This is a genomic window from Lysinibacillus sp. NPDC059133 (assembly GCF_042755925.1).
In the GTDB taxonomy this organism is placed as follows: domain Bacteria; phylum Bacillota; class Bacilli; order Bacillales_A; family Planococcaceae; genus Lysinibacillus.
In genome coordinates this window covers 1-20667 of sequence record NZ_JBHZDH010000003.1, presented here as the reverse complement: position 1 = coordinate 20667, position 20667 = coordinate 1, and the positions used below count along the sequence as shown (strand labels likewise).

At 37.0% G+C, this 20667-nt stretch carries 22 protein-coding genes; 11 read left to right on the top strand and 11 right to left on the bottom strand.

Annotated elements, in window-relative coordinates; translation table 11 throughout:
• Positions 1 to 13: 13 nt before the first annotated feature.
• The 3 genes from ACFXN8_RS02605 to fdhF are packed head-to-tail and all read right to left on the bottom strand — an operon-like array spanning position 14 to position 4487.
• A complete protein-coding gene (locus ACFXN8_RS02605) occupies positions 14 to 1060 on the bottom strand; it encodes an Mrp/NBP35 family ATP-binding protein (RefSeq protein WP_386842574.1) in 1047 nt (348 codons plus the stop codon).
• 12 nt (positions 1061 to 1072) lie between these two features.
• Complete coding sequence (locus tag ACFXN8_RS02600) at positions 1073 to 1549, bottom strand: helical membrane plugin domain-containing protein (protein WP_386842572.1); 477 nt, start codon at positions 1547 to 1549, stop codon at positions 1073 to 1075.
• A gap of 4 nt (positions 1550 to 1553) precedes the next feature.
• Entirely contained in the window at positions 1554 to 4487 is a 2934-nt protein-coding gene (gene fdhF / locus ACFXN8_RS02595; protein WP_386842570.1) for a formate dehydrogenase subunit alpha, read from the bottom strand.
• Positions 4488 to 5105: 618 nt separating this feature from the next.
• Between fdhF and ACFXN8_RS02590 the strand changes: the two genes are divergently transcribed.
• From ACFXN8_RS02590 to moaA, 3 genes are read left to right on the top strand one after another with little or no spacing between them, the layout of a single operon-like run.
• Positions 5106 to 5453, top strand: a complete 348-nt coding sequence (locus tag ACFXN8_RS02590; RefSeq protein WP_376075208.1) for a Na-translocating system protein MpsC family protein — start codon at positions 5106 to 5108, stop codon at positions 5451 to 5453.
• Between the two features lie 12 nt (positions 5454 to 5465).
• Positions 5466 to 6281: a formate dehydrogenase accessory sulfurtransferase FdhD gene (gene fdhD / locus ACFXN8_RS02585; protein ID WP_386842568.1), complete on the top strand. Its 816-nt coding sequence runs from the start codon at positions 5466 to 5468 to the stop codon at positions 6279 to 6281.
• Between the two features lies 1 nt (position 6282).
• A complete protein-coding gene (moaA, locus tag ACFXN8_RS02580; RefSeq protein WP_386842751.1) occupies positions 6283 to 7299 on the top strand; it encodes a GTP 3',8-cyclase MoaA in 1017 nt (338 codons plus the stop codon).
• A 78-nt stretch (positions 7300 to 7377) separates the two neighbouring features.
• Here moaA and moaC read toward each other — a convergent pair whose 3' ends face one another.
• Genes moaC through ACFXN8_RS02565 form a run of 3 tightly spaced genes read right to left on the bottom strand, consistent with a single transcriptional unit; the run spans position 7378 to position 8937 of the window.
• Positions 7378 to 7860, bottom strand: coding sequence for a cyclic pyranopterin monophosphate synthase MoaC (gene moaC, locus ACFXN8_RS02575; RefSeq protein WP_376075212.1), 483 nt, complete (start codon positions 7858 to 7860; stop codon positions 7378 to 7380).
• Positions 7853 to 8446 (bottom strand): molybdenum cofactor guanylyltransferase, encoded by a 594-nt coding sequence (locus ACFXN8_RS02570; RefSeq protein WP_386842565.1) that lies wholly within the window; start codon positions 8444 to 8446, stop codon positions 7853 to 7855. The genes moaC and ACFXN8_RS02570 overlap by 8 nt, the downstream gene beginning before the upstream one ends.
• Positions 8443 to 8937, bottom strand: a complete 495-nt coding sequence (locus tag ACFXN8_RS02565) for a MogA/MoaB family molybdenum cofactor biosynthesis protein (RefSeq protein WP_386842563.1) — start codon at positions 8935 to 8937, stop codon at positions 8443 to 8445. Before ACFXN8_RS02565 ends, ACFXN8_RS02570 begins: the two co-directional genes overlap by 4 nt.
• A 119-nt stretch (positions 8938 to 9056) precedes the next feature.
• Between ACFXN8_RS02565 and ACFXN8_RS02560 the strand changes: the two genes are divergently transcribed.
• Genes ACFXN8_RS02560 through moaD form a run of 5 tightly spaced genes read left to right on the top strand, consistent with a single transcriptional unit; the run spans position 9057 to position 12567 of the window.
• Positions 9057 to 10073, top strand: coding sequence for a thiazole biosynthesis adenylyltransferase ThiF (locus ACFXN8_RS02560; protein ID WP_386842561.1), 1017 nt, complete (start codon positions 9057 to 9059; stop codon positions 10071 to 10073).
• Positions 10074 to 10087: 14 nt separating this feature from the next.
• Positions 10088 to 11380, top strand: coding sequence for a molybdopterin molybdotransferase MoeA (locus ACFXN8_RS02555; protein ID WP_386842559.1), 1293 nt, complete (start codon positions 10088 to 10090; stop codon positions 11378 to 11380).
• On the top strand, positions 11347 to 11865 hold the full coding sequence (gene mobB / locus ACFXN8_RS02550; RefSeq protein WP_386842557.1) for a molybdopterin-guanine dinucleotide biosynthesis protein B: 519 nt from the start codon (positions 11347 to 11349) through the stop codon (positions 11863 to 11865). The genes ACFXN8_RS02555 and mobB overlap by 34 nt, the downstream gene beginning before the upstream one ends.
• Positions 11862 to 12341, top strand: coding sequence for a molybdenum cofactor biosynthesis protein MoaE (locus tag ACFXN8_RS02545; protein WP_386842555.1), 480 nt, complete (start codon positions 11862 to 11864; stop codon positions 12339 to 12341). The genes mobB and ACFXN8_RS02545 overlap by 4 nt, the downstream gene beginning before the upstream one ends.
• The gene (gene moaD, locus ACFXN8_RS02540) at positions 12334 to 12567 is read left to right on the top strand and encodes a molybdopterin converting factor subunit 1 (RefSeq protein ID WP_376075225.1); all 234 of its coding nucleotides are present in this window, start codon (positions 12334 to 12336) and stop codon (positions 12565 to 12567) included. Before ACFXN8_RS02545 ends, moaD begins: the two co-directional genes overlap by 8 nt.
• A 93-nt stretch (positions 12568 to 12660) precedes the next feature.
• Here the strand turns inward: moaD and modB are convergent, their stop codons facing one another.
• A complete protein-coding gene (modB, locus tag ACFXN8_RS02535) occupies positions 12661 to 13317 on the bottom strand; it encodes a molybdate ABC transporter permease subunit (protein WP_376075227.1) in 657 nt (218 codons plus the stop codon).
• 3 nt (positions 13318 to 13320) lie between these two features.
• Positions 13321 to 14106, bottom strand: a complete 786-nt coding sequence (gene modA, locus ACFXN8_RS02530) for a molybdate ABC transporter substrate-binding protein (protein ID WP_386842552.1) — start codon at positions 14104 to 14106, stop codon at positions 13321 to 13323.
• A 617-nt stretch (positions 14107 to 14723) separates the two neighbouring features.
• Between modA and ACFXN8_RS02525 the strand changes: the two genes are divergently transcribed.
• Entirely contained in the window at positions 14724 to 15647 is a 924-nt protein-coding gene (locus ACFXN8_RS02525) for a substrate-binding domain-containing protein (protein WP_386842550.1), read from the top strand.
• A 60-nt stretch (positions 15648 to 15707) separates the two neighbouring features.
• On the opposite strand, the gene ACFXN8_RS02520 is transcribed toward ACFXN8_RS02525, so the two are convergent.
• Positions 15708 to 16760 (bottom strand): ABC transporter ATP-binding protein, encoded by a 1053-nt coding sequence (locus ACFXN8_RS02520; protein WP_386842548.1) that lies wholly within the window; start codon positions 16758 to 16760, stop codon positions 15708 to 15710.
• A gap of 832 nt (positions 16761 to 17592) precedes the next feature.
• On the opposite strand from ACFXN8_RS02520, the gene ACFXN8_RS02515 reads away from it, so the two are divergent.
• Together ACFXN8_RS02515 and ACFXN8_RS02510 are read left to right on the top strand one after the other, a co-directional pair.
• Positions 17593 to 17793, top strand: a complete 201-nt coding sequence (locus ACFXN8_RS02515) for a cold-shock protein (protein WP_053484870.1) — start codon at positions 17593 to 17595, stop codon at positions 17791 to 17793.
• Positions 17794 to 18059: 266 nt separating this feature from the next.
• Positions 18060 to 18395, top strand: coding sequence for a hypothetical protein (locus ACFXN8_RS02510; protein WP_386842546.1), 336 nt, complete (start codon positions 18060 to 18062; stop codon positions 18393 to 18395).
• A 111-nt stretch (positions 18396 to 18506) separates the two neighbouring features.
• Here ACFXN8_RS02510 and ACFXN8_RS02505 read toward each other — a convergent pair whose 3' ends face one another.
• A complete protein-coding gene (locus ACFXN8_RS02505) occupies positions 18507 to 19883 on the bottom strand; it encodes an MATE family efflux transporter (RefSeq protein WP_386842544.1) in 1377 nt (458 codons plus the stop codon).
• A gap of 19 nt (positions 19884 to 19902) precedes the next feature.
• Positions 19903 to 20382, bottom strand: coding sequence for a DUF6530 family protein (locus ACFXN8_RS02500; RefSeq protein WP_376079023.1), 480 nt, complete (start codon positions 20380 to 20382; stop codon positions 19903 to 19905).
• Positions 20383 to 20667: the final 285 nt, after the last annotated feature.

Here is a 20667-nt window from a genome sequence, read left to right as displayed (position 1 = left end):
TTAGCCTGCATTTTTATTGATGCATCAAATCTTCTGCAAGGTGGGTAAATACTTCACCAATAATAGAATCTTCGTCGTAAACGGAAGAACCTGTATTTTCCTCAGGTTGCGCAAATGGAACTTGAGCGATGATACTTGTTTGAAGCTCATCTGCCAATTTTTCGGCGCCACCTTGACCGAATAGATAGTTCTTTTCACCATTTGCATTTTCAAAGTAAGCCATGTTTTCAACAACACCAAGAATTGAGTGGTTCGTATGTTGAGCCATCAAACCTGCACGAGAAGCAACATGGGAAGCTGCAAGGTGCGGTGTTGTGACAATAATTTCTTGTGCCTGTGGAATCATTGCCGCCATATCAATGGCTACATCTCCTGTACCAGGTGGTAAATCTATGAGGAGATAATCTAGTTCATCCCAATGTGTATTGACAAGGAAATTACGAATCCATTTGTTGAGCATTGGACCACGCCACATGACAGGTTGGTTTTCGTTTGTGAAAAAGCCCATCGACATGATTTTTACACCGTGACTTATGACTGGAATAGCTGTTTGGTCAATCATTGTTGGCTTTTGATCAATCTTCATCATGGCAGGAATACTGAATCCATATATGTCGGCGTCTAAAATACCTACACGTTTGCCAAGTCGGGCAAGAGCTACTGCTAAGTTAATCGTCACGGTAGACTTACCGACGCCACCTTTACCACTAGTAACTGCGATAAATTTGACACCAGAATCGGGTAGAAGCATTTTAGGCATACCTTTATCCGTAACTTTTTCTGATTTTAAAGAAGCTGTTAAACTACGACGTTCGTCATCTGTCATAGAACCAAATGTAATGGAGACATTTGATGCGCCGATTGCTTTCAACGCTTCTTCAACATCTTGTTGGATTTTGGCTTTCAAAGGACAACCTTGAATAGTCAAGATAATATCAAGTGAGATATGCGTACCATTGACTTGAATATTGCGTACCATATTCAAGTCAACGATGCTTTTATGAAGTTCTGGGTCATCAACTTTCTGTAAAGTTTTTAAAATGTGCTCGTTCGTTAGCATATAACCATCCTCCTATTTTAGGCCTTTGCCTAGCCCTTTTAAGAAGTGAGCGCCAAAATTCACAGCACGATTAACATCAGGATCGTTTAGCATTTTGAACAGCTTAAAGGCACTAACTTTTTCATCAGATTCAACGGCTTTGTTCGCTTCATCTAAGCCAGTATTTAAGCCTTCAATCAGCTTTGTTGTTGTTTCTGGGTTCAGTTCGGTTAATGCTCCCGCAACACCCATTAAGTTGTTGATGATATTCGTAACAGGCTTACGAGTTAATTGACCAAGTGCAATATGGGCAACATCCTCTTTTGCTTCAAGTAGTTTCGTAGCTGCTTCTAGTGCTCCAATATCATTTAGTTCTGCCATGATCGTAAAGACCTGGTTAACCATTTCTTCATTCTCAGAAAGAAGTTGCTTTAAATTCCCTAACTTTTCTTCCTTTAATTGTTCTTCTGTTTTTTGCGCTTTTTGAATTGTTGTAATTGGTGCTGCCATGAACTCACTCCCTTTCGTTAGTTGTTAAGTGAACGTAGCCAGGACGATTCCATTTGCGTTCTACCTCAACACCATTTTGTGGATGACGTTTTTTATAACGCGGGTTTGTTCTAGGAAGTGGCGATTTTCCTTTTTGTTTCAATACTTCTACGCGTACTTTTGTTTGTTTGTACGCTGGTGTGGATGTATTGATGTCTCCAGCTGGGCCCGTTAAGAAATTAATCGCTGAATCTTTGCTAACAGAGTTCATAGGTAAGAAAAGTTCATTTCCTTGTACGCGATCTGTTACTAGGGCATTTAATTTTAATGCGCCTTGAGGAGACACTAAACGAAGAAGAGCTCCATCTTCAATGCCGCGTTCTTTTGCTAGTTCTGGTGATACTTCAACAAAAATTTCAGGTACTTTCGATTGAATACCTTTTGATTTATTTGTCATATTACCTTCATGGAAGTGTTCAAGCATACGACCGTTGTTAATATGGCAATCATATTGTGCTTCATATTCAACCGGTCTGATCCAATCATTTAAAGCAAAACGAGCTTTTTTGTCAGGGAAGTTAAAGCCATCCTCATATAGTAAAGGTGTGTCTTTACCATCATGGCTACCCCAACAGAAGCTACCCCAATCTTCTAATACATCATAGTTCGCTTGCGAGAAGAATGGAGCAAGACTAGCCATTTCAGCAAAGATTTCACTTGGGTGACTGTAATTCCAGTCAGCACCTAAGCGGCGGGCAACTGTTTGTAGGATTTCCCAATCGGCTTTTGATTCACCAAGTGTTGGTAATACTTGATATAGTCGTTGCACACGACGCTCTGTATTCGTGAAAGTACCTTCTTTTTCAAGAGAAGGTGCTGCTGGTAAAATAACATCCGCATATTGTGCTGTACGTGAAAGGAAGCAATCTTGTACAACAAAGAAGTCTAATTGTGAAAGTACTTTATCTACATGGTTAGCATCGCAATCTACAAGTGCCATATCTTCCCCAACTAAATACATTGCTTTCATTTTACCTTCCATGATAGCATCTAACATTGCCATATTCGTACGACCTGGTTCAGGTTTGATTTTCACACCATATGCTTCTTCAAATTTCTTACGTGCTTCGTCGTCTATTACTTTTTGATTACCTGGTAATAGGTTTGGTAGTGTACCCATATCACAAGCACCTTGAACATTGTTGTGACCACGAAGAGGGTAGGCACCTGCACCTGGACGACGATAGTTACCAGTAGCTAGAAGTAGGTTAGAAATTGCAGCTGATGTATATGAGCCACCTGTATTTTGTGTAACACCCATACCCCAAAGTACACATGTACCGTCAGCATCACGAATCATTTCAGCAACATTTATCAACGTTTCTTTTGAAATGCCCGTTTCTTTTTCTGCATATTCTAGTGTGTATGTTTCAAGTACATCTTTAAAATCATCAAAGAAGTGCACGTTCTCTTTAATGAAGGCTTCATCATGCCAACCTTGATCGATCATATATTTTGTAACGGCCATTAACCATACTTGGTCTGTTCCTTGTTTTGGGCGCATGAAAATATCAGAACGCTCAGCCATTTCATGTTTACGAATGTCGGAAACAATTAATTTTTGACCGTGTAACTTATGGGCACGTTTTACACGAGTAGCTAAAACAGGGTGACCTTCTGCAGGGTTTGCCCCAACAATAATAACAAGGCCAGCTTTTGCGATATCTTTGATCGTTCCAGCGTCGCCACCTATACCAACTGTGCGTAGTAGGCCATCTGTAGCTGGAGATTGACAATAGCGTGAGCAGTTATCAACGTCGTTTGTTTCGAATAATTGACGTGCCATTTTTTGAATTAAGTAGTTTTCTTCGTTTGTAATTTTTGAAGAAGAAATAAAGCCGACAGAACCAGAACCGTGTTCTTTTTGAATGCCACCTAGTTTAGTAGCAATTAAGTCAAGCGCTTCATCCCATGAAGATTCAACAAATGCATCATTTTTACGAATTAATGGTTTTGTAATTCGTTCTTCAGAGTTGATGAAGTCCCAACCGAATTTTCCTTTTACACAAGTAGAAATAGCATTTACAGGACCGTCAGAAGGTTGCACTTTTAAAATTTTGCGGTCTTTTGTCCACACTTCGAACGAACAACCTACTCCACAGAAAGTACAAACTGTTTTTGTCTTTTTAGTACGTTTACTACGCATAGCAGCTTCGACTTCAGAAACAGCGAAGATACCGCTATAACCAGGTTCAACTTCCTTAATTAAATTAATCATCGGATCTAATGTTTCTTGTTTAAGCCCAGTCATAAAACCAGCTTCGCCAAGCATTGATTTTTCCATTAAGGCATTACATGGACAAACAGTAACACATTGTCCACAGCCTACACATGAAGAATCGTTAATGGCAACGCCTTCATCCCAAACTATTTTTGGTCTTTCGGCTTCCCAGTCAAGAGATAATGTTTCGTTAACTTGTAAGTTTTGACAAACCTCTACACATTGTCCACATGCGATACATTGGTTTGGATCATATCGATAAAACGGGTGTGACATGTCTACTTCGTGTGGTTCAACTTTTGGTTGATAAGGATATTTTTGATGTTCGATTTCCATTAATTCTGCTGTGTTGTGTAATGTACAATTTCCGTTGTTATTATCACAAACTGTACAATACAGCAGATGGTTTTCTAGTAGACGATCCATCGCTTCTGTTTGTGCAGCTTTCGCTTTATCAGAAGTAAGTTGGATATCCATGCCGTCTATAGCTTTTGTTGAACAAGAGCGAACTAATTGTCCATTCACTTCAACGATACATGTATCACAAGTTTTGATAGGATCAACAGATGGTACATGACAAATTTGTGGATGGGCGATGCCATTTTGATTAATGGTATCAAGTATTGTAGCTCCCTCTGCTACATCATACGGTTGGCCATTAATGTTAATTTTAGTCAAGGTGATTTCCTCCTTTTGTTCTTTAAGACTTCTTTGGCAACAGGTTAATACTGAGGATAAACCGGGAATAGAACTACGAGTTTTTTAATTTTGAATGTCTTGTTCATTTAAAAAATGGTCTTGTTATCATGTCATTTCCCGATTTATCAAATTTCTACACTAAGATAGATGAAGAAACATGTATTACGAGTTGTCAATGTTGATATTGCTGAAAAATAAAAAAATCCACCATGAAAAGGCACGTTTAAAACATGCTATTTATTCATGGTGGATAAAATTCTTAACAGGCCTTGCTAAAAATTCAATCTACTTTTATTTTTTATTCAATATAACTATAGAATATAAATATTAAAACCACCATGCCAATAGTTCAAACTTATTTGTATGAAACCATGACATAGGAATCAAAATACTTTCATTCCATATGTAATACCAATTATTATAGCCTTTTCAGCCAAAATGGACAATAATTATAGTAAAATTTATTGATTGAGAATAATTATCATTGGATATTTTCTCTTTAATTTTTATTTAAGTTGCTATATTATTAACAAACTATAAGGGTGACCCCCATAAAAATAGGATAAAAAGATTAATTACGTTGGGAGAATCGTTAAAATGTCAAAAAAAGTGCATGAATTCAACGACATTATTCGAAAACTACGCAAAGATATATTTGGAAAAGGACCAGAGCGTATTCATACTGTTTTCGTCGAGAACATGGCTGTGTCAACTTTGTATGGTAATATCACACCGACAGAAAAATTTATTGCGAGTACACCTGAAGGGTTAAAGATGGTTCATGCTGCACGTACAAGAATGATTCAAGATTTGTATGCTAAATCACCACCAGAAGGCATGGAAGAACTGATGGGTTCTAAGTTACTCCATTTATTTTCAGATATCAAAATTGAAGAGGATTTTGCTATTTCTGTATTTGTTTTTGAAAATAATATTAGTGAATAAAGGGGATGCCATATGGAACGAGCAGTAACAAGAGACATCATTCGTGTTGAAGGAAATCAAAGCAAAGAAATAGAAGATACTGTTGTCACAGAATATGCTGTCACAGTGAAGATTAATGAGCAAGAATTTGTGACGATGGTTTGTACACCAGAGTATGTAGAAGATATGGTTATTGGCTATTTGGCTTCTGAACGAATTATTCGCAATTACGAAGATATTGAAGCCATTTGGCACCAAGAAAAAGAAGGGTTTGTGCATGTTAAAACAAAGCGTGTGAATCCTTACTTTCAACAAATTCAAAATAAACGTTACATTACTTCTTGCTGTGGCATGAGCCGCCAAGGGTTTGTTTTTGCTAATGATGCATTAGTAGCTAAAAAAATGGACGGTATTCATGTACGTATTACAACAGATGATTGTTTTCGTTTAATGCGAGATATGCAAGAGTTGGCTGAAATATTCAAACAAACTGGTGGTGTTCATAATGCAGCGCTATGTGATACGAATGGAGTTTTATTAAGTCGAATGGATATTGGGCGCCATAATGCCTTAGATAAAATTTATGGATATTGCCTAAAAAACAACATTAGCATTCAGGACAAAATCATCGTATTTAGCGGAAGGATTTCATCGGAAATTCTACTTAAAGTATCGAAAATTGGCTGTGAAATTGTGCTGTCCAAATCAGCACCAACAGAATTAGCATTGCAATTGGCAGAGCAACTCGGTATTACGACGGTAGGTTTTATTCGCCAAAACACACTTAATATTTATACACATAAAGAACGTATTCACTTACCTACAAATAAAATGAAAGGAAGAGATTAACATTACTAATCTACGAGACCAACTACAAAGACCATTAAGAGATTTAAGGATATCAGTAACAGACCGTTGTAATTTTCGTTGTCAATATTGCATGCCTGCAGAAGTATTTGGTCCAGATTATGCTTTTTTACCGTCCGATAAAATATTGAGTTTTGAAGAAATCGAACGATTAGTAAAGATTTTCGTTTCATTAGGTGTGAAAAAAGTACGCATTACTGGTGGTGAGCCTTTACTACGTCGTGATCTGCCGACATTAATTGAACGTATACATCGCATAGATGGAGTAGAGGATATTGCTTTAACGACCAATGGCACATTGTTGAAGAAATATGCAAATGAATTGGCGAGAGCTGGTTTATCGCGAGTAGCTATTAGCTTAGATTCTCTAAATGAGGAACGTTTTTTCGAGATGAATGGCCATCGAGGAAAAGTGAAAGCGGTATTAGAAGGTATCGAAAAAGCGGCAGAAGCAGGTTTACAAGTTAAGATTAATATGGTTGTTCAAAAAGGAAAAAATGAGCAAGATATCGTTTCAATGGCAGAATATTTTAAAGAGAAACAGCATATTCTTCGCTTTATTGAATATATGGATGTTGGTAATTCGAATGGTTGGCGGCTTGATGAAGTTCTGTCGAAGAAAGAAATCGTTGACCAAGTCCATCAATTTTCTCCCTTGCATCCTGTCGACCCTAATTATAAAGGGGAAGTAGCTACACGTTATCAATATGAGGATGCCCAAGGTGAAATTGGCGTGATATCGTCTGTAACAGATTCTTTCTGCTCCACTTGTTCGCGTGCTCGTATTTCGGCAGAAGGAACATTATATACGTGTTTATTTGCAACAGAGGGAACGAGTTTGCGAGAATTGTTAAGGTCTGGGGAAGATGATGAAACGATCACCCAATGCATTTCGAACGTCTGGGAAAATAGAAAAGATCGCTATTCCGATGAACGAAATGAACAGACAATGGAAAAACGGAAAAACTCAAAAATTGAAATGTCACACATCGGTGGTTAGACGAAATAGAGTGGTATTAGTGATTTATGGTAAAAAAAACAGAAAAAAAACGGCAAAATAATGCCGGATTTTTTCTGTTTATTTATGCACAAAGTTGCCACTTTTTCCGCCTGTTTTTTGAACAAGGTATGTTTCTTTAATCACCATAGACTTGTCGACGGCTTTACACATATCATAAAAAGTCAGTGCAGCAATGGATACAGCAGTTAGTGCTTCCATTTCGACACCTGTTTTACCACTACATTTCACTGTAGCTTGAATGTGTAGTTCGTAACCAACCTCTGTTTTTGTATAATCAAATTGAAGATCTGTTCCTTGTAACATAATCGGATGGCACATTGGGATAATATCAGCCGTTTTTTTAGCACCTATAATCCCGGCAATTTGTGCCACTTGCGTTGGGTCGCCTTTTTTAATGCCTCCTTGTTGGATGGCTTGATAGACTTCATCGGATAACGTGATTGTACTGCGAGCGATAGCTGTACGGTTTGTGATTGTTTTTTCTGAAATGTCGACCATTTTAGGACGACCTTCTTCATTCCAGTGTGTAAAATTACTCATTATTATTAGATTTCCTTTCAAATGTTTGTAGCCAATCTTGTTGTGAATTGATATTGATAAATGTTGAGCTATCTTCTTCAAAGGGAACATAACACACTTGAAGTTGCTCTAACAAGACTTTCATACTTCGCTTGTTTTGTTGGACTAATTGCAGTGCTTTTGGTAAAGCACTGCGTCGATATAAAGCAGCAAGAGGTTGTAATCTTGAAGCTTGTTTAGGAACAATAGCCTCATAACGATCATCGATAAATGTTAGCATAGTTTGGACAAATTCTGTATTAATAAAAGGCATATCACTTGCTATTACGAAAAACCACTCTACTTCCGAAAAATTTGTCATGATATTATGCAAGGCAAACAGAGGTCCTTGATGAGGCTGTTTTTCAATGATCCAATGGACATCTTCTTCTACAAACTTCGATTGCAAGCTAGCATTCGTAGCAATAATGAGAGGATGTAGTTGATTTTTTTGTAAGGCTATGAGACTTTGCTTATATAAAGGCAGACCAGCAAATAATTCAAACATTTTCGGTTGACCATACCGAGAAGATTGACCGCCAGCTAAGACAACACCAGCTATTTTCATATGCGATTCAACTCACCGACAAAATGTTGCACAGTAGGAAGAATCAGTTTTGTCATGGCAAGAGTCACGGCATTCGTGGAACCTGGTAGCACATAGATAGCCGTTTTATCGCGACTACCTGCTGTTGCACGACTAAACATGGCTTTTGGGCCGATTTCTTCAAAGCTTAATGTTCGAAATAATTCACCAAATCCCATCATTTCTTTTTCGAAAAGTGGGAGAATCGTGTCGTAAGTTTGGTCTCTCGGTGTAAACCCTGTTCCTCCTGTTACGATAATGGTATTAATGGTAGGATCGTCGCACCATTTTTGTACATGGTTTGAGATTTCAAGTGGTTCATCTTTTGACATTTGATAGTCTATTAATTCAAATGAAGCTTCTTGAAGTAATGATTGAATACGCTGACCACCATGATCATCCGCCTTCGTGCGTGTGTCACTCACTGTTAAAATGGCAGCTCGTATAGGAAGTTGACTATGTGTGGGATGCAAGGTAAAAGGCCTCCTTTTATAGAGTTGATATTGTTTTTGCTGAAAAACATTGCTTTTATTATAAAGCTATAAATGAAAAGGTCAAACTAAAATTCATAGAAAGAAAGGCAAAAACGTTTATGCATAATAGATATTCTAGACAACAATTATTCAGCCCAATCGGAGAAAACGGGCAGCTACTACTAAAACAAAAGCATGTCCTGATGATAGGGGTTGGTGCTTTAGGCAGTGCTAGCGCAGAGGCTCTAGTAAGGGCAGGCATCGGAAAATTGACGATTATTGATCGTGATTATGTAGAGTGGAGTAATTTACAAAGACAACAACTTTATACGGAACAAGATGCGCAAGAAAAAGTCCCTAAAGTAATCGCTGCAAAAAAACGACTACAAAGCATTAATTCTGAGGTAGAAATCAACGAATATATTGTTGATGCGTGTACAGAGCAATTAATTTCACTGCTTGAAGATGTCGATATGATGGTGGATGCGACGGATAACTTTGATATTCGCTTTATGATGAACGATCTTGCACAAAAATATCAAATTCCATGGGTTTATGGTTCTTGTATTGGCAGTTATGGCGCTACTTATACGATTGTGCCAGGTAAAACACCTTGTTTACATTGTTTGTTAGCAGCGATGCCTAATACAGGGATGACATGCGATACAGTAGGAATTATAAGTCCTACTGTTCAAATCGTAGCAGCTTATCAAGTAGCTGAAGTATTAAAGTTTTTAGTTGGCAATGAAGAGGCATTACGTAAAAGTTATTTAACTTTTGATGTTTGGCAAAATCAACACTATGAAATAAACGTAGAAAAAATTCGAAATCATGATTGCCCATCCTGTGGCAAAAATCCGACCTATCCATACTTGTCATATGAAAATCAAACAAAATTAAATGTATTATGTGGTCGGGATGCTATTCAAATACGTCCACCTAAACCAATTCACTATAATTTGGATCAGCTCGCTGTCCAACTTCGTCCTTATGGTGATATTCAACAAAATCCCTATTTATTATCTTGCCAAGCAGAAGATTATCGACTAGTGATTTTCCAAGATGGACGAGTTGTCATTCACGGCGTAAAAGATATACAAAAAGCTAAAACCATTTATTATCGTTTATTCGGATAAAGGAGTGTTTTAAAATGTTAGAAAAAAGAAAACCAATTGCTGTTGCGGAAGCGGTTCAACGGGTCATGGAGTTTGCATTCCAAGAAAAAGTAGAGGTCGTTTCACTACAGCAAGCACATGGACGATTTTTAGCAGAAGATGTTGCTGCGGACCAAGATGTACCAGCATTTGATCGTTCACCTTATGATGGTTATGCTATTCGCTCGGTCGATAGTCAAGAAGCCTGTTCTGAAAATCCAGTAACCTTTAAAGTAGTGGGGGAAATTGGCGCGGGTTTTGTATTTGAAGGAGAAGTAGGTGATCGAGAAGCGGTGCGTATTATGACAGGAGCTCCTATCCCACACGGATGTGATGCAGTCGTTATGCTAGAATTAACGCAAAGCTTTGAAGAAGACGATCAACGTTATATGTCAATTAAACGCTCTTATGAAGCGGGAACAAATATTTCCTATAAGGGTGAGGACGTTCAAAAAGGCGCAATTCTTATTGAAAAAGGACAATACATCAATCCAGGCGTTGTCGCATTACTTGCTACTTTTGGTTATGATCAAGTACCTGTTTTTCGAAAACCAATCGTTGGCGTAATTGCAACAGGAAGTGAATTACTAGAACCGAGTGATGCTTTGCAGCCAGGGAAAATTCGTAATAGCAATGCCTATATGATAATGGCTCAAATTGAACGTGCTGGGGCAACCGTCAAATATTTTGGTAAATTTAGCGATGATTTAAATTTATGTATTCAAGCTGTCGAAAAAGCTCTTCAGGAAGTAGACATATTGATTACAACAGGAGGAGTATCTGTAGGTGATTACGATTATTTACCTGCCATTTATGAAGCCATTGACGCACAAGTACTTTTTAACAAGGTAGCAATGCGACCAGGTAGTGTAACGACTGTTGCGGCTCGAAATGGTCAATTATTATTTGGACTTTCAGGTAATCCGTCAGCTTGCTATGTTGGTTTTGAATTATTTACACGACCTATTATAAGAACGGCGTTTGGTAATAAGCAACCTCATCTACGTAGAGAGCAGGCTGTTTTAAATGCGGACTTTAAAAAACCGAATCCGTTTACTCGTTTTGTGCGTGCGAATGCTTCTTACGAAAACGGTCAATTAGTTGCAGTTCCTTCTGGGTTCGATAAATCTAGTGCCGTTTCATCCTTAGCGGAGGCCAATTCTTTTATTGTATTACCAGGTGGATCACGTGGTTACGAAAAAGGCATGCAAGTTGTTGTCTTATTGCTAGAAGATTTGCAGGGAAGTGAGTGGCCATGGGACATTATCGAAAAATCTTACAAATCGTAGGCTATCAAAATAGTGGCAAGACAACGTTAATGGAACAACTCATTACACAAGCCACCACAGACGGTTTTCGTGTAGGAACAATCAAGCATCATGGACATGGTGGTATCCCTATGATAGAAAGTTCAAAAGATAGTGTTCGCCATGAGAAGGCTGGCGCAAGTGTAACGGCAGTTGAGGGAGAAGGTACTTTGCGCATGAGTATTCACCAAAGTAACTGGCAGCTTGCTGATATACTAGCTATTTATGAAACATTTAATATGGATATCATTCTCATTGAAGGCTATAAAAATGAAGATTATCCGAAGGTTGTTCTTTTGCGCAAGGCGGAAGATGAATCTTTACTACAAAAAGTAAGCAATATCGTCTGTGTTCTTTATTGGCCCACTTATCCACTAAATAAACCGTTAGATTATCCAACTTTTTCAATTCAAGAAAAAGCACAATATATGGAAGTTCTTATGCAGGAAATGAGGAGAAAATCATGACTACATCGTTGTTTGAAATCATTGATAAACCAATTGATGTTGAAGAAGTTAGACAAAAAGTAACAGATCGAAATGCTGGTGCAATCACCGTTTTCATCGGAACAGTGCGTGAAATGACCAAAGGAAAGAAAACACTACATTTGGAATATCAAGCTTATCCAGCTATGGCTATTAAAATGTTTGAACAAATATCTGAAGAAATACAAGAACAATGGTCAGAAGCAAAAGTAGCCATTACACATCGTGTTGGCCATTTAGAAATTTCGGATATTGCCGTAGTAATTGCGGTTTCATCACCACATCGTAAAATAGCTTATGAAGCAAATGAATATGCTATTGATCGTATTAAACAAATTGTGCCTATTTGGAAAAAAGAGTATTGGGAAGATGGGACCGAATGGATTGGTGATCAATTAGAAAATGTCCCTTATCCAAAAGGAAATCCATCAATAAGTGAGGAGGAATCTTGTGATTAACATATTACTATTTGCTCACTTACAAGAAAGTATCGGTGAGTCAAAATTATGTGTAGACCTGTCAGACCGAACAATTGGTCAAATTAAAGAATGGATGGAAATACAATATCCACAAGTTCATTTACAACATGTCATGACAGCAGTAAATGAGGAATTTGCAACAGATGCAACGGTTGTAAAAAAAGGGGATACAGTCGCCTTTATTCCACCTATTAGTGGAGGGTAAAAAGAAAAGATGTAGTTGGTACAGTTTAGTGAACCGACTACATCTTTTATTCTATTTATCCTGAAAAGGCTCGTCAGTAATTAAAGTTTTACTTTATGCCTTTATGAGATGAACGCTCAGAAGCATAAGGAAGGAAATACCTATCATACAAATCACCCACGACCAAGCGAGTGACATGTTACCTGAACCAATCGCCATGTAAATAGCAAGTGGCGTCGTTTGCGTTTTGCCTGGGAGGTTTCCAGCAAACATTAAGGTTGCACCGAACTCACCTAAAGCTCGTGTGAAACTTAAAATTCCACCTGAAACAATTGACTTTAATGCAAGAGGGATAGAAATAAAGAAAAAGACTTGCCATTCATTAGCACCATCAACACGTGCAGCGTTCTCAATGTCCTCATCAACAGATTCAAAGCCGGTTTTTGCAGATTGATACATTAAAGGAAATGCAACAACAGTAGAGGCTATGACAGCTGCCCACCATGTGAACATAACGGGTTGGTTAAAAAGCCATGTAATCAAGTTACCAAGCACGCTGTTTTTGCCAAAAATAATAATTAGAAGAAATCCTACTACAGTAGGAGGCAATACTAATGGTAAAAGTAACACCGTTTCTAGAAATAATTTTCCTTTGAAATTGCGTTTTGCCATCCATTTACCAAATAGAGTACCTGCTACTATGACAATTATTCCTGACACAAGGGCTATCTCGATAGAAAGTTTAAGAGGTGACCAGAAATCCGTACTCATTTATTAATGAGTTCCTTGAAAGCCGTATTTTTTAAATACTTTCATCGCTTGATCACTTTGTAAATAGTGATAAAACTCTTCCGCTTCTTTTGCATGCTTACTATCTTTGATAACACCTACAGGATAAATAATAGGTGTATGTGTATCTTCTTTGGCTGTAGCAACGACATCGACTTTTTCTGATACAAGAGCATCTGTTTTATAAACCAGACCTGCATCAACATTTTCAGTTTCTGTATAAGTTAGAACTTGTCGTACGTCTTTTGTATACACTACTTTTGATTCTACATGTTCCCAAAGGTTCATATTTTTCAATGTTTCTATACCGTACTTGCCAGCAGGAACTGTTTCAGGTGTACCAACGGCAATCTTATCAACCTTCGTTAAGTCTTCAAATGAGTGAATCTGTTTTTCATTTTTCTTAGGAACGATTAATACTAATTCGTTCGCTAAAAGATCTGTTCCTTGCTTTTTATCGATTAAATCTTCTTGAACTAGCTCATCAAACTTATCCTCTGCTGCTGAAAAGAAAAGATCAACAGGAGCACCTTCTAAAATTTGTTGTTGTAAAGCACCAGAGCCACCAAAGTTAAATGTGATTTTAATAGTATCGTGTTCATTTTCATAGTTTTTTTGAAGTTCTTCTAATGATTCTTGTAAACTAGCTGCTGCGGAAATCGTTAATTCGACTGGTTTGTTTGTTTTGTTGTTGCTTCCTTGGCTACCACAACCTGCTAAAATGCCGACCAGTAGTAACAATGAAGCTATTAAACTATAATACTTTTTCACTTTGATTATACTCCTTTTATAACTCGTTATAACAAGACATAACTAATTATAATTAGTTATGTCTAAAAAAGAAATACCAAATGGCTAGAAACTTTCAAGATGTTAAAAATATGGTTCATCACCAAAAGTTGTGGATGACTTTTGTTAACCGTATACTATGTAAATAAGTTAATTGGAGTGGAGGCTGGGCGACTCCTTGGGGATTAGTGTCTCATCGGACGCCCCCAGGAAGCTTTGCTCTGCGCAAAAGCGAAGCGTCAGCGACAAATGTTTTATCTGTGCGAAAGCGAAGCGGTAGCAACAAATGTTTTATCTGTGCGAAAGCGAAGCGGCAGCAACAAATGTTTTATCTGTGCGAAAGCGAAGCGTCAGCAACAAATGTTTTATCTGTGCGAAAGCGAAGCGTCAGCAACAAATGTTTTATCTGTGCGAAAGCGAAGCGGCGGCAACAAATGTTTTATCTGTGCGAAAGCGAAGCGTCAGCAACAAATGTTTTCTGTAGCGAAAGCAAAGCGCCCAGTCGGAACGGAAATCAACCACACGTTTTGGTGATGATCCAAAAATATTATAATTACGTTACTATAGAATCAATAGAAGCAGAAGGGGAGATTTTTTACATGTCACATGAACATTCCTATACGATTGAAGAGGTTGCTCAATTATTAAAGGTTTCAAAATTAACGATCTATGATTTAGTGAAAAAGGGGGATTTACCCATTTTTCGTGTAGGTCGACAAATGCGTGTGGATAGAACCGATTTACAATTATATATCCAAAAGAGCAAGACAGGGGCAACTCCTACTGCATCTACTGCTTCGACTACTCCTCCGACAAACAATAAAAAAATTATAATTAGCGGACAAGATTTAGCTTTAGACTTATTAGGAAAATATATAGAGAAAAAACAATCCAATAAAGTATTGCGCTCACATGAAGGTAGCTTTAATGGTGTCATGGCGCTGTATAATGGGGAATGTGATATTGCTAGTTTACATTTGTATGATGGTGATACAGGGGAATATAATACACCTTATTTGAAAAAGATTTTTGTAAGTCACTCTTATATTCTTCTCAATCTGATTTCACGCCGAGCAGGCTTTTATGTAAAAAAAGGAAATCCATTGCAAATTCAATCAATGGATGATTTTAAGACCAAATCACTAAAATTGATGAATCGTGAAAAAGGTTCAGGTGCTCGTACTTTCCTAGATGAGCAATTACGCATACATCACATATCTCCATCCTCAATTGAAGGGTATAACGAAGAAGAAATGAGCCATATTGATGTAGCTTCTGCTGTCGCAAACGGGAATGCAGACATTGGAATAGGCATTGAAAAAATATCAAAACTTATAGAAGTTGACTTTATACCACTTGTTAGAGAACGTTATGATATTGTCCTATTAAAAACTCCCGAAAACCAACTGCTGATTGAATCGGTAAAAGAGATTTTAAATTCACCAGATTTCCAATCAGAAGTAGTCGCATTAGGAGATTATGACGCCACTCAAATGGGACAAGTTATATATGAAACACTTTAATAATGTATGGTGTGAAAAAAACTTGCCGAAAAGGCAAGTTTTTTTACATTATCGGGAAAATTATAATAATACTTCTGTTTCCGCATCAAAAAATAATAGGTGTTGAGGCTGGAGAGAAAGTGTTTCTCCGATTTTAAAGGTATGTTGGCCACTCCATTTAATCGTCCATGTTCGATCTGCTAATCGAACAATGATATGCGTTTCATGTCCAAGCTGTTCAATATTTACTATAGGAAGATGCAAAGCGTCTCCTTTTTGGAGATGCTCTGGACGAACGCAAACTGTTAATGGTGTATGTTGAGGTAAACGTGCATAAACATCAGTTGGAAGTTTCATTTTAAATTGATTTTCAATAATGAGCGTAGAATCTTCTATAACTGCAGTTGCCATGTTAATAGTTGGAGAACCTATAAAACTTGCGACAAATAGATTTTTTGGTTGATTATACAATTCTAGAGGTGTTCCGATTTGCTGAATACATCCATTATGTAAAACCATTATTCGATCCCCCATGGTCATCGCTTCTGTTTGATCGTGGGTTACATAAATAGTTGTTAAGCCCAATTTTTTTTGTAGTTGTTTGATTTCTGTCCGCATTTGTGATCGTAATTGTGCATCTAAATTGGATAAAGGTTCGTCCATTAGGCACAGCGGAGATTGGCTCACAATAGCACGTGCAAGAGCGACACGTTGACGTTGACCTCCGGATAAAGCTTTTGGTTTTCGATGTAAATAATTAGTCAGCTTGAGCAGTTCAACACTTTCCTGCAAACGTTTTTGCTGCTCCTGTTTATGAACTCCCTTTCTTTTTAAACCAAATAAAATATTTTGTTCCACTGTTAGATGAGGGTATAGTGCATAATTTTGGAAAACCATTGATAGATTTCGTTCTTGAGGGGAAGCCATATCTAATGTTTCTCCATTTATTTGTATTGTGCCGGTCGTCATTTTATCTAAGCCAGCAATAAGGCGCAGAAGTGTACTTTTACCTGAACCAGATGGGCCTACTAATACAAAGAATTCGCCTTTTTTAATCGTTATATTAATATCTTTTAATACAGGTTGCTGGGCATTATATGCTTTTTCGACTTGCGTTAGCTTAATAAAACTCATTTGTTAAACCTCATTTCACATGATAACTAAAACAAAAGTCATTGTAGTTCATACAATTCTTTCTACTGCTGGTCTATCGATTATCTTATCATAATCAGCTGTACTCTTTACGGTACTTAAAGTAATTGGTGGTATTTATTTAATTTACATTGGTGCAAAATCGCTTTTCAAAAAAAGCGAGGGCTTATAAGTAAAGCGTACCTCTAGCGGCTCTATGAAAAAGGATTATATGCAAGGTGTAATGACGAATGTTTCGAATCCTAAAAATATTTTGTTTTAATTATCCTTCTTACCACCATTCATTTCAGCAGATAACAGCTTTGGTTCATGACCATTTCTAATTTTAGGTGCGACATTCTCGATTATTGTCCTCGTATGGTACGTTTGTGATACATATGGAGCGACGTTAGCAACACAAAGCATAAAAGATAGCAAACTGTTTAATACGATTATGAATAAGGTAGCAGGCGTTGTATTTATTAGTCTTGGTCTTGGTCTAAAATTAATGGCAATTGAAACCACAATAGATATTTGTCAAAAACTAAGTTTACTAACGGGGTGCGTTGATCTAAAAAGATTATCGCACCTTATTAATTGAACTTATTTAATGACGTATCCGGTTAGAAAGAAAACTGTTTATTTAATAATTTCCTTTAGTACTAGACAAATGTGTTTTTATTGTATATAGTAAATGTAATAAAATCGTTTTCAAGAGAACAATAAATTCACATATTACAAAGAGTAATCGTGTTTTATTTGATGCTTTTTGTAATATGTGGATTTTCTTTTGGTAATATGATTTTAATTAATACAATTAATGGAGGTCATTCAAATGACACAAGGTACAGTAAAATGGTTTAACTCAGAAAAAGGTTTTGGTTTCATCGAAGTAGAAGGTGGAAATGACGTATTCGCTCACTTCTCAGCTATCCAAGGTGACGGCTTCAAAACTCTTGAAGAAGGTCAAAAAGTTGAATTCTCAGTAGAAGAAGGCCAACGTGGACCTCAAGCTACAAACATCGTAAAACTTTAATTTTAATGATGTAACCATAAAAAAGGCATCCTTTTAGTAGGATGCCTTTTTTTTATGCGAAAAAGGATGTGATGTAATGGAAAAGTAGGTTAGTACATCCTATTCTCATGAAAAAAATCATCAAACATTAATTTAATTTCTCTCCCATTAACAATAAAGAATACAAAAAAAGAAATCTTATTAATATAGCTAAAAATGGAACTTAATTCCTGTTCAATCGTATACAGAGTAAGGAGTATACAATTTAGGAGGAGGGTTAGGTTTATATGCGTAGTAAAAATTTAATTATTATGATAGTGGCATTTATTGTAGAAGTTTTAATCACTTATTTTATTGCCTCATTTTTCTCCGTAAGGTTTATCGAGGTAATGTTTTTCACTGGTATAGTTTTTGCTGGGGGTACTTTTTACTTTTCAAGTAGTGGTGGATCTATAACTAGATTATTTACATCTCAAGTTAGTGGGCAAACAGGCATAATTCAGAAAAGGGAACAGTTCACTTATCAAATAGGTCCGATATTTACTGCTTCAATTATATTCTTTTTCATTGGATTAGTATTCTTTATCTTATTGGTTTCGGGAATAATTCCGCCTAAAGCTTAATTATGTGGATCAACAAATTCTGGTTTATATTTATTTACCCCAAACGTCTATAAAAAATTGCTGTAGACAAAGTTACGTGTGCTGCTTTGTCTACAGACACAATCATAAAGATTAATCGCTGAGCATTGCTTTTAATGTTCGTTTTTGCCAACCTAGCTTGAAGTATGCGTATTGTAATACAAAATGCACACAGAAGGCAGTAGGGTAAGCTAACCAAACGCCATTTAGCTCGAATGTAGTGTAGTGCGATAAAACAAACGCTAATGGCACCTCGACTACCCAAATCGCAATGACTAGGAAAATTGTAGGCCATAAGACAACACCTGTAGCTCGCATTGTAGCTGAAACTGTTTGTGTATGGCCAAAAATTAAATAGCTCCAAAATGCGATATATAAATAATCCTTTGCGATAAGTACCGTATCCTGTTGATCAATAAAGAAAGATAAAATAGGCTCCGCAAATAAATACATAATTAAAATAATCGTGCCGCCTAAAATATAGTTAATAAGCACACCTAATTGACGAATTTTTTTTATCATTTCTGTAGAGTTAGCCCCTAAAGCCTGCGCCACAAATACAGATGTCGCAATAGCGATACTCATCGCAGGCACTTGTGCATAGCTAGCGACCTGATTGACAACACCGTAAGCGGCAGTGGCATCGGAGCCGTAAACATTAACGAAGCCAATGACAGCAATTTCTGCAACAGAGATCGCAACCATACTAATGCTTGCTGGAATGGCTAATTTTAATAATGAAGCTAAAATATCCTTCTTTAATTTAAAATGCTGTAAAATTGATTTGTCTAAGCGCAAAATATGCTTTGTTCTATGCAAGTAGGCAAATAATAATAACATCGTCACTAGATTGGATAAAACAGAGGCATAAGCAGCACCATTTAAGCCAAACTTAGGCAGACCGAGCCAGCCAAAAACTAATGGTGGTAGGAATGCGATATTTAAAATAACACTTGTGACTAAAAATAAAAAGGGTGTTTTAGAGTCACCTACACCACGCATAAAGGTAGTGTACACCAAATACCAAAACATAATCGGTAGTGTAAAAAATAAAATTTGAGCATAGCTAATACTCATATCTAAAATGTTTGCAGGTGTTTGCATAAAACGTAAAATCCACTCAATGAAAAAGCCACCAAAAATTGCGACGACAATTGATAAAATCGTCGTGAAAGCTAATGTTACCCCAACAACCTCCTTCATCTTCTCATGATTCCCAGCCCCATATGTTTGCCCTACTAAAATCGAGCTACCTGAGCCAATCCCAATAGCAAATGCCATTAAAAAGAAGAAAAATGGAAAGAATGCTGAAATTGCCGCTAGCGCATCAACTCCTAAATTGCGCCCAACTATAAACATGCCAAAGACTTGCCCTAATGATTGCAGCACATTCGCTAGCATAACAGGAATTAAAAAGTTAAAAAAAGCTTTCTGTAGCTTTTTATCATCATGTAAAATTTGTTGGTCCATTTTCATGCCCTCTTGGGTTTTAATAACCCATTTCCTTTAAAATATGTGATAGCGTGCGCAGACGTTCACCAATTAGTTCACCATCCGCACTTAATGCTTGGTTATAGAGCTTAATATCCTCTTTAATTTGTTCATTGTCGGTACATACTTCCACTGTCATTGCATCCCCCTGTAAGCCAACACGTTTAATAACAGGGTTTTCTTCATCATATAAATGATCGTAGCGATAAGCGTCCTTAAAATAATGCTGAGACTCACAAACTAAAATAGCGAGGTCAAGCACGCGATGAAGTGGTAATTCCTCCGATTGACGTGACCATTTACCACCTGTATGACGCCACACTTTAGCAGAAATATCAACCTTACCTCTGTCATTCCATTGAGCTAAGCCAAGTGAGAGCCCCTGTGCATCTGTATGATAAGCGGTGCGCCCATCAATATTGGCATAATTTTCAGCAACAATAACAGGTTTATGCTTTAAATGTGTAGGTATTTTCATCAATTACAACCCCTTTCTTTTTTTGTTTGAAAATTCAGTAATTTAGTAAATTACTGCATTAGTAAATATAACATTGGACAAATTTGGAGGTCAATTTATATATGGAAATTATTCCGTAACATGGATCACATAAACAAACCAGTTTTAAAGGGAAAACATCAAGATGATCTTCGCAATATTAATATGAAAATCACAGAATTGAGCTTCAGGAAGCCCACTTCTTCAGAGGTGGGAGGAATGAAGTGCTTTTTTCTTTATAGAACATATGTTTATGTTGTATATTGT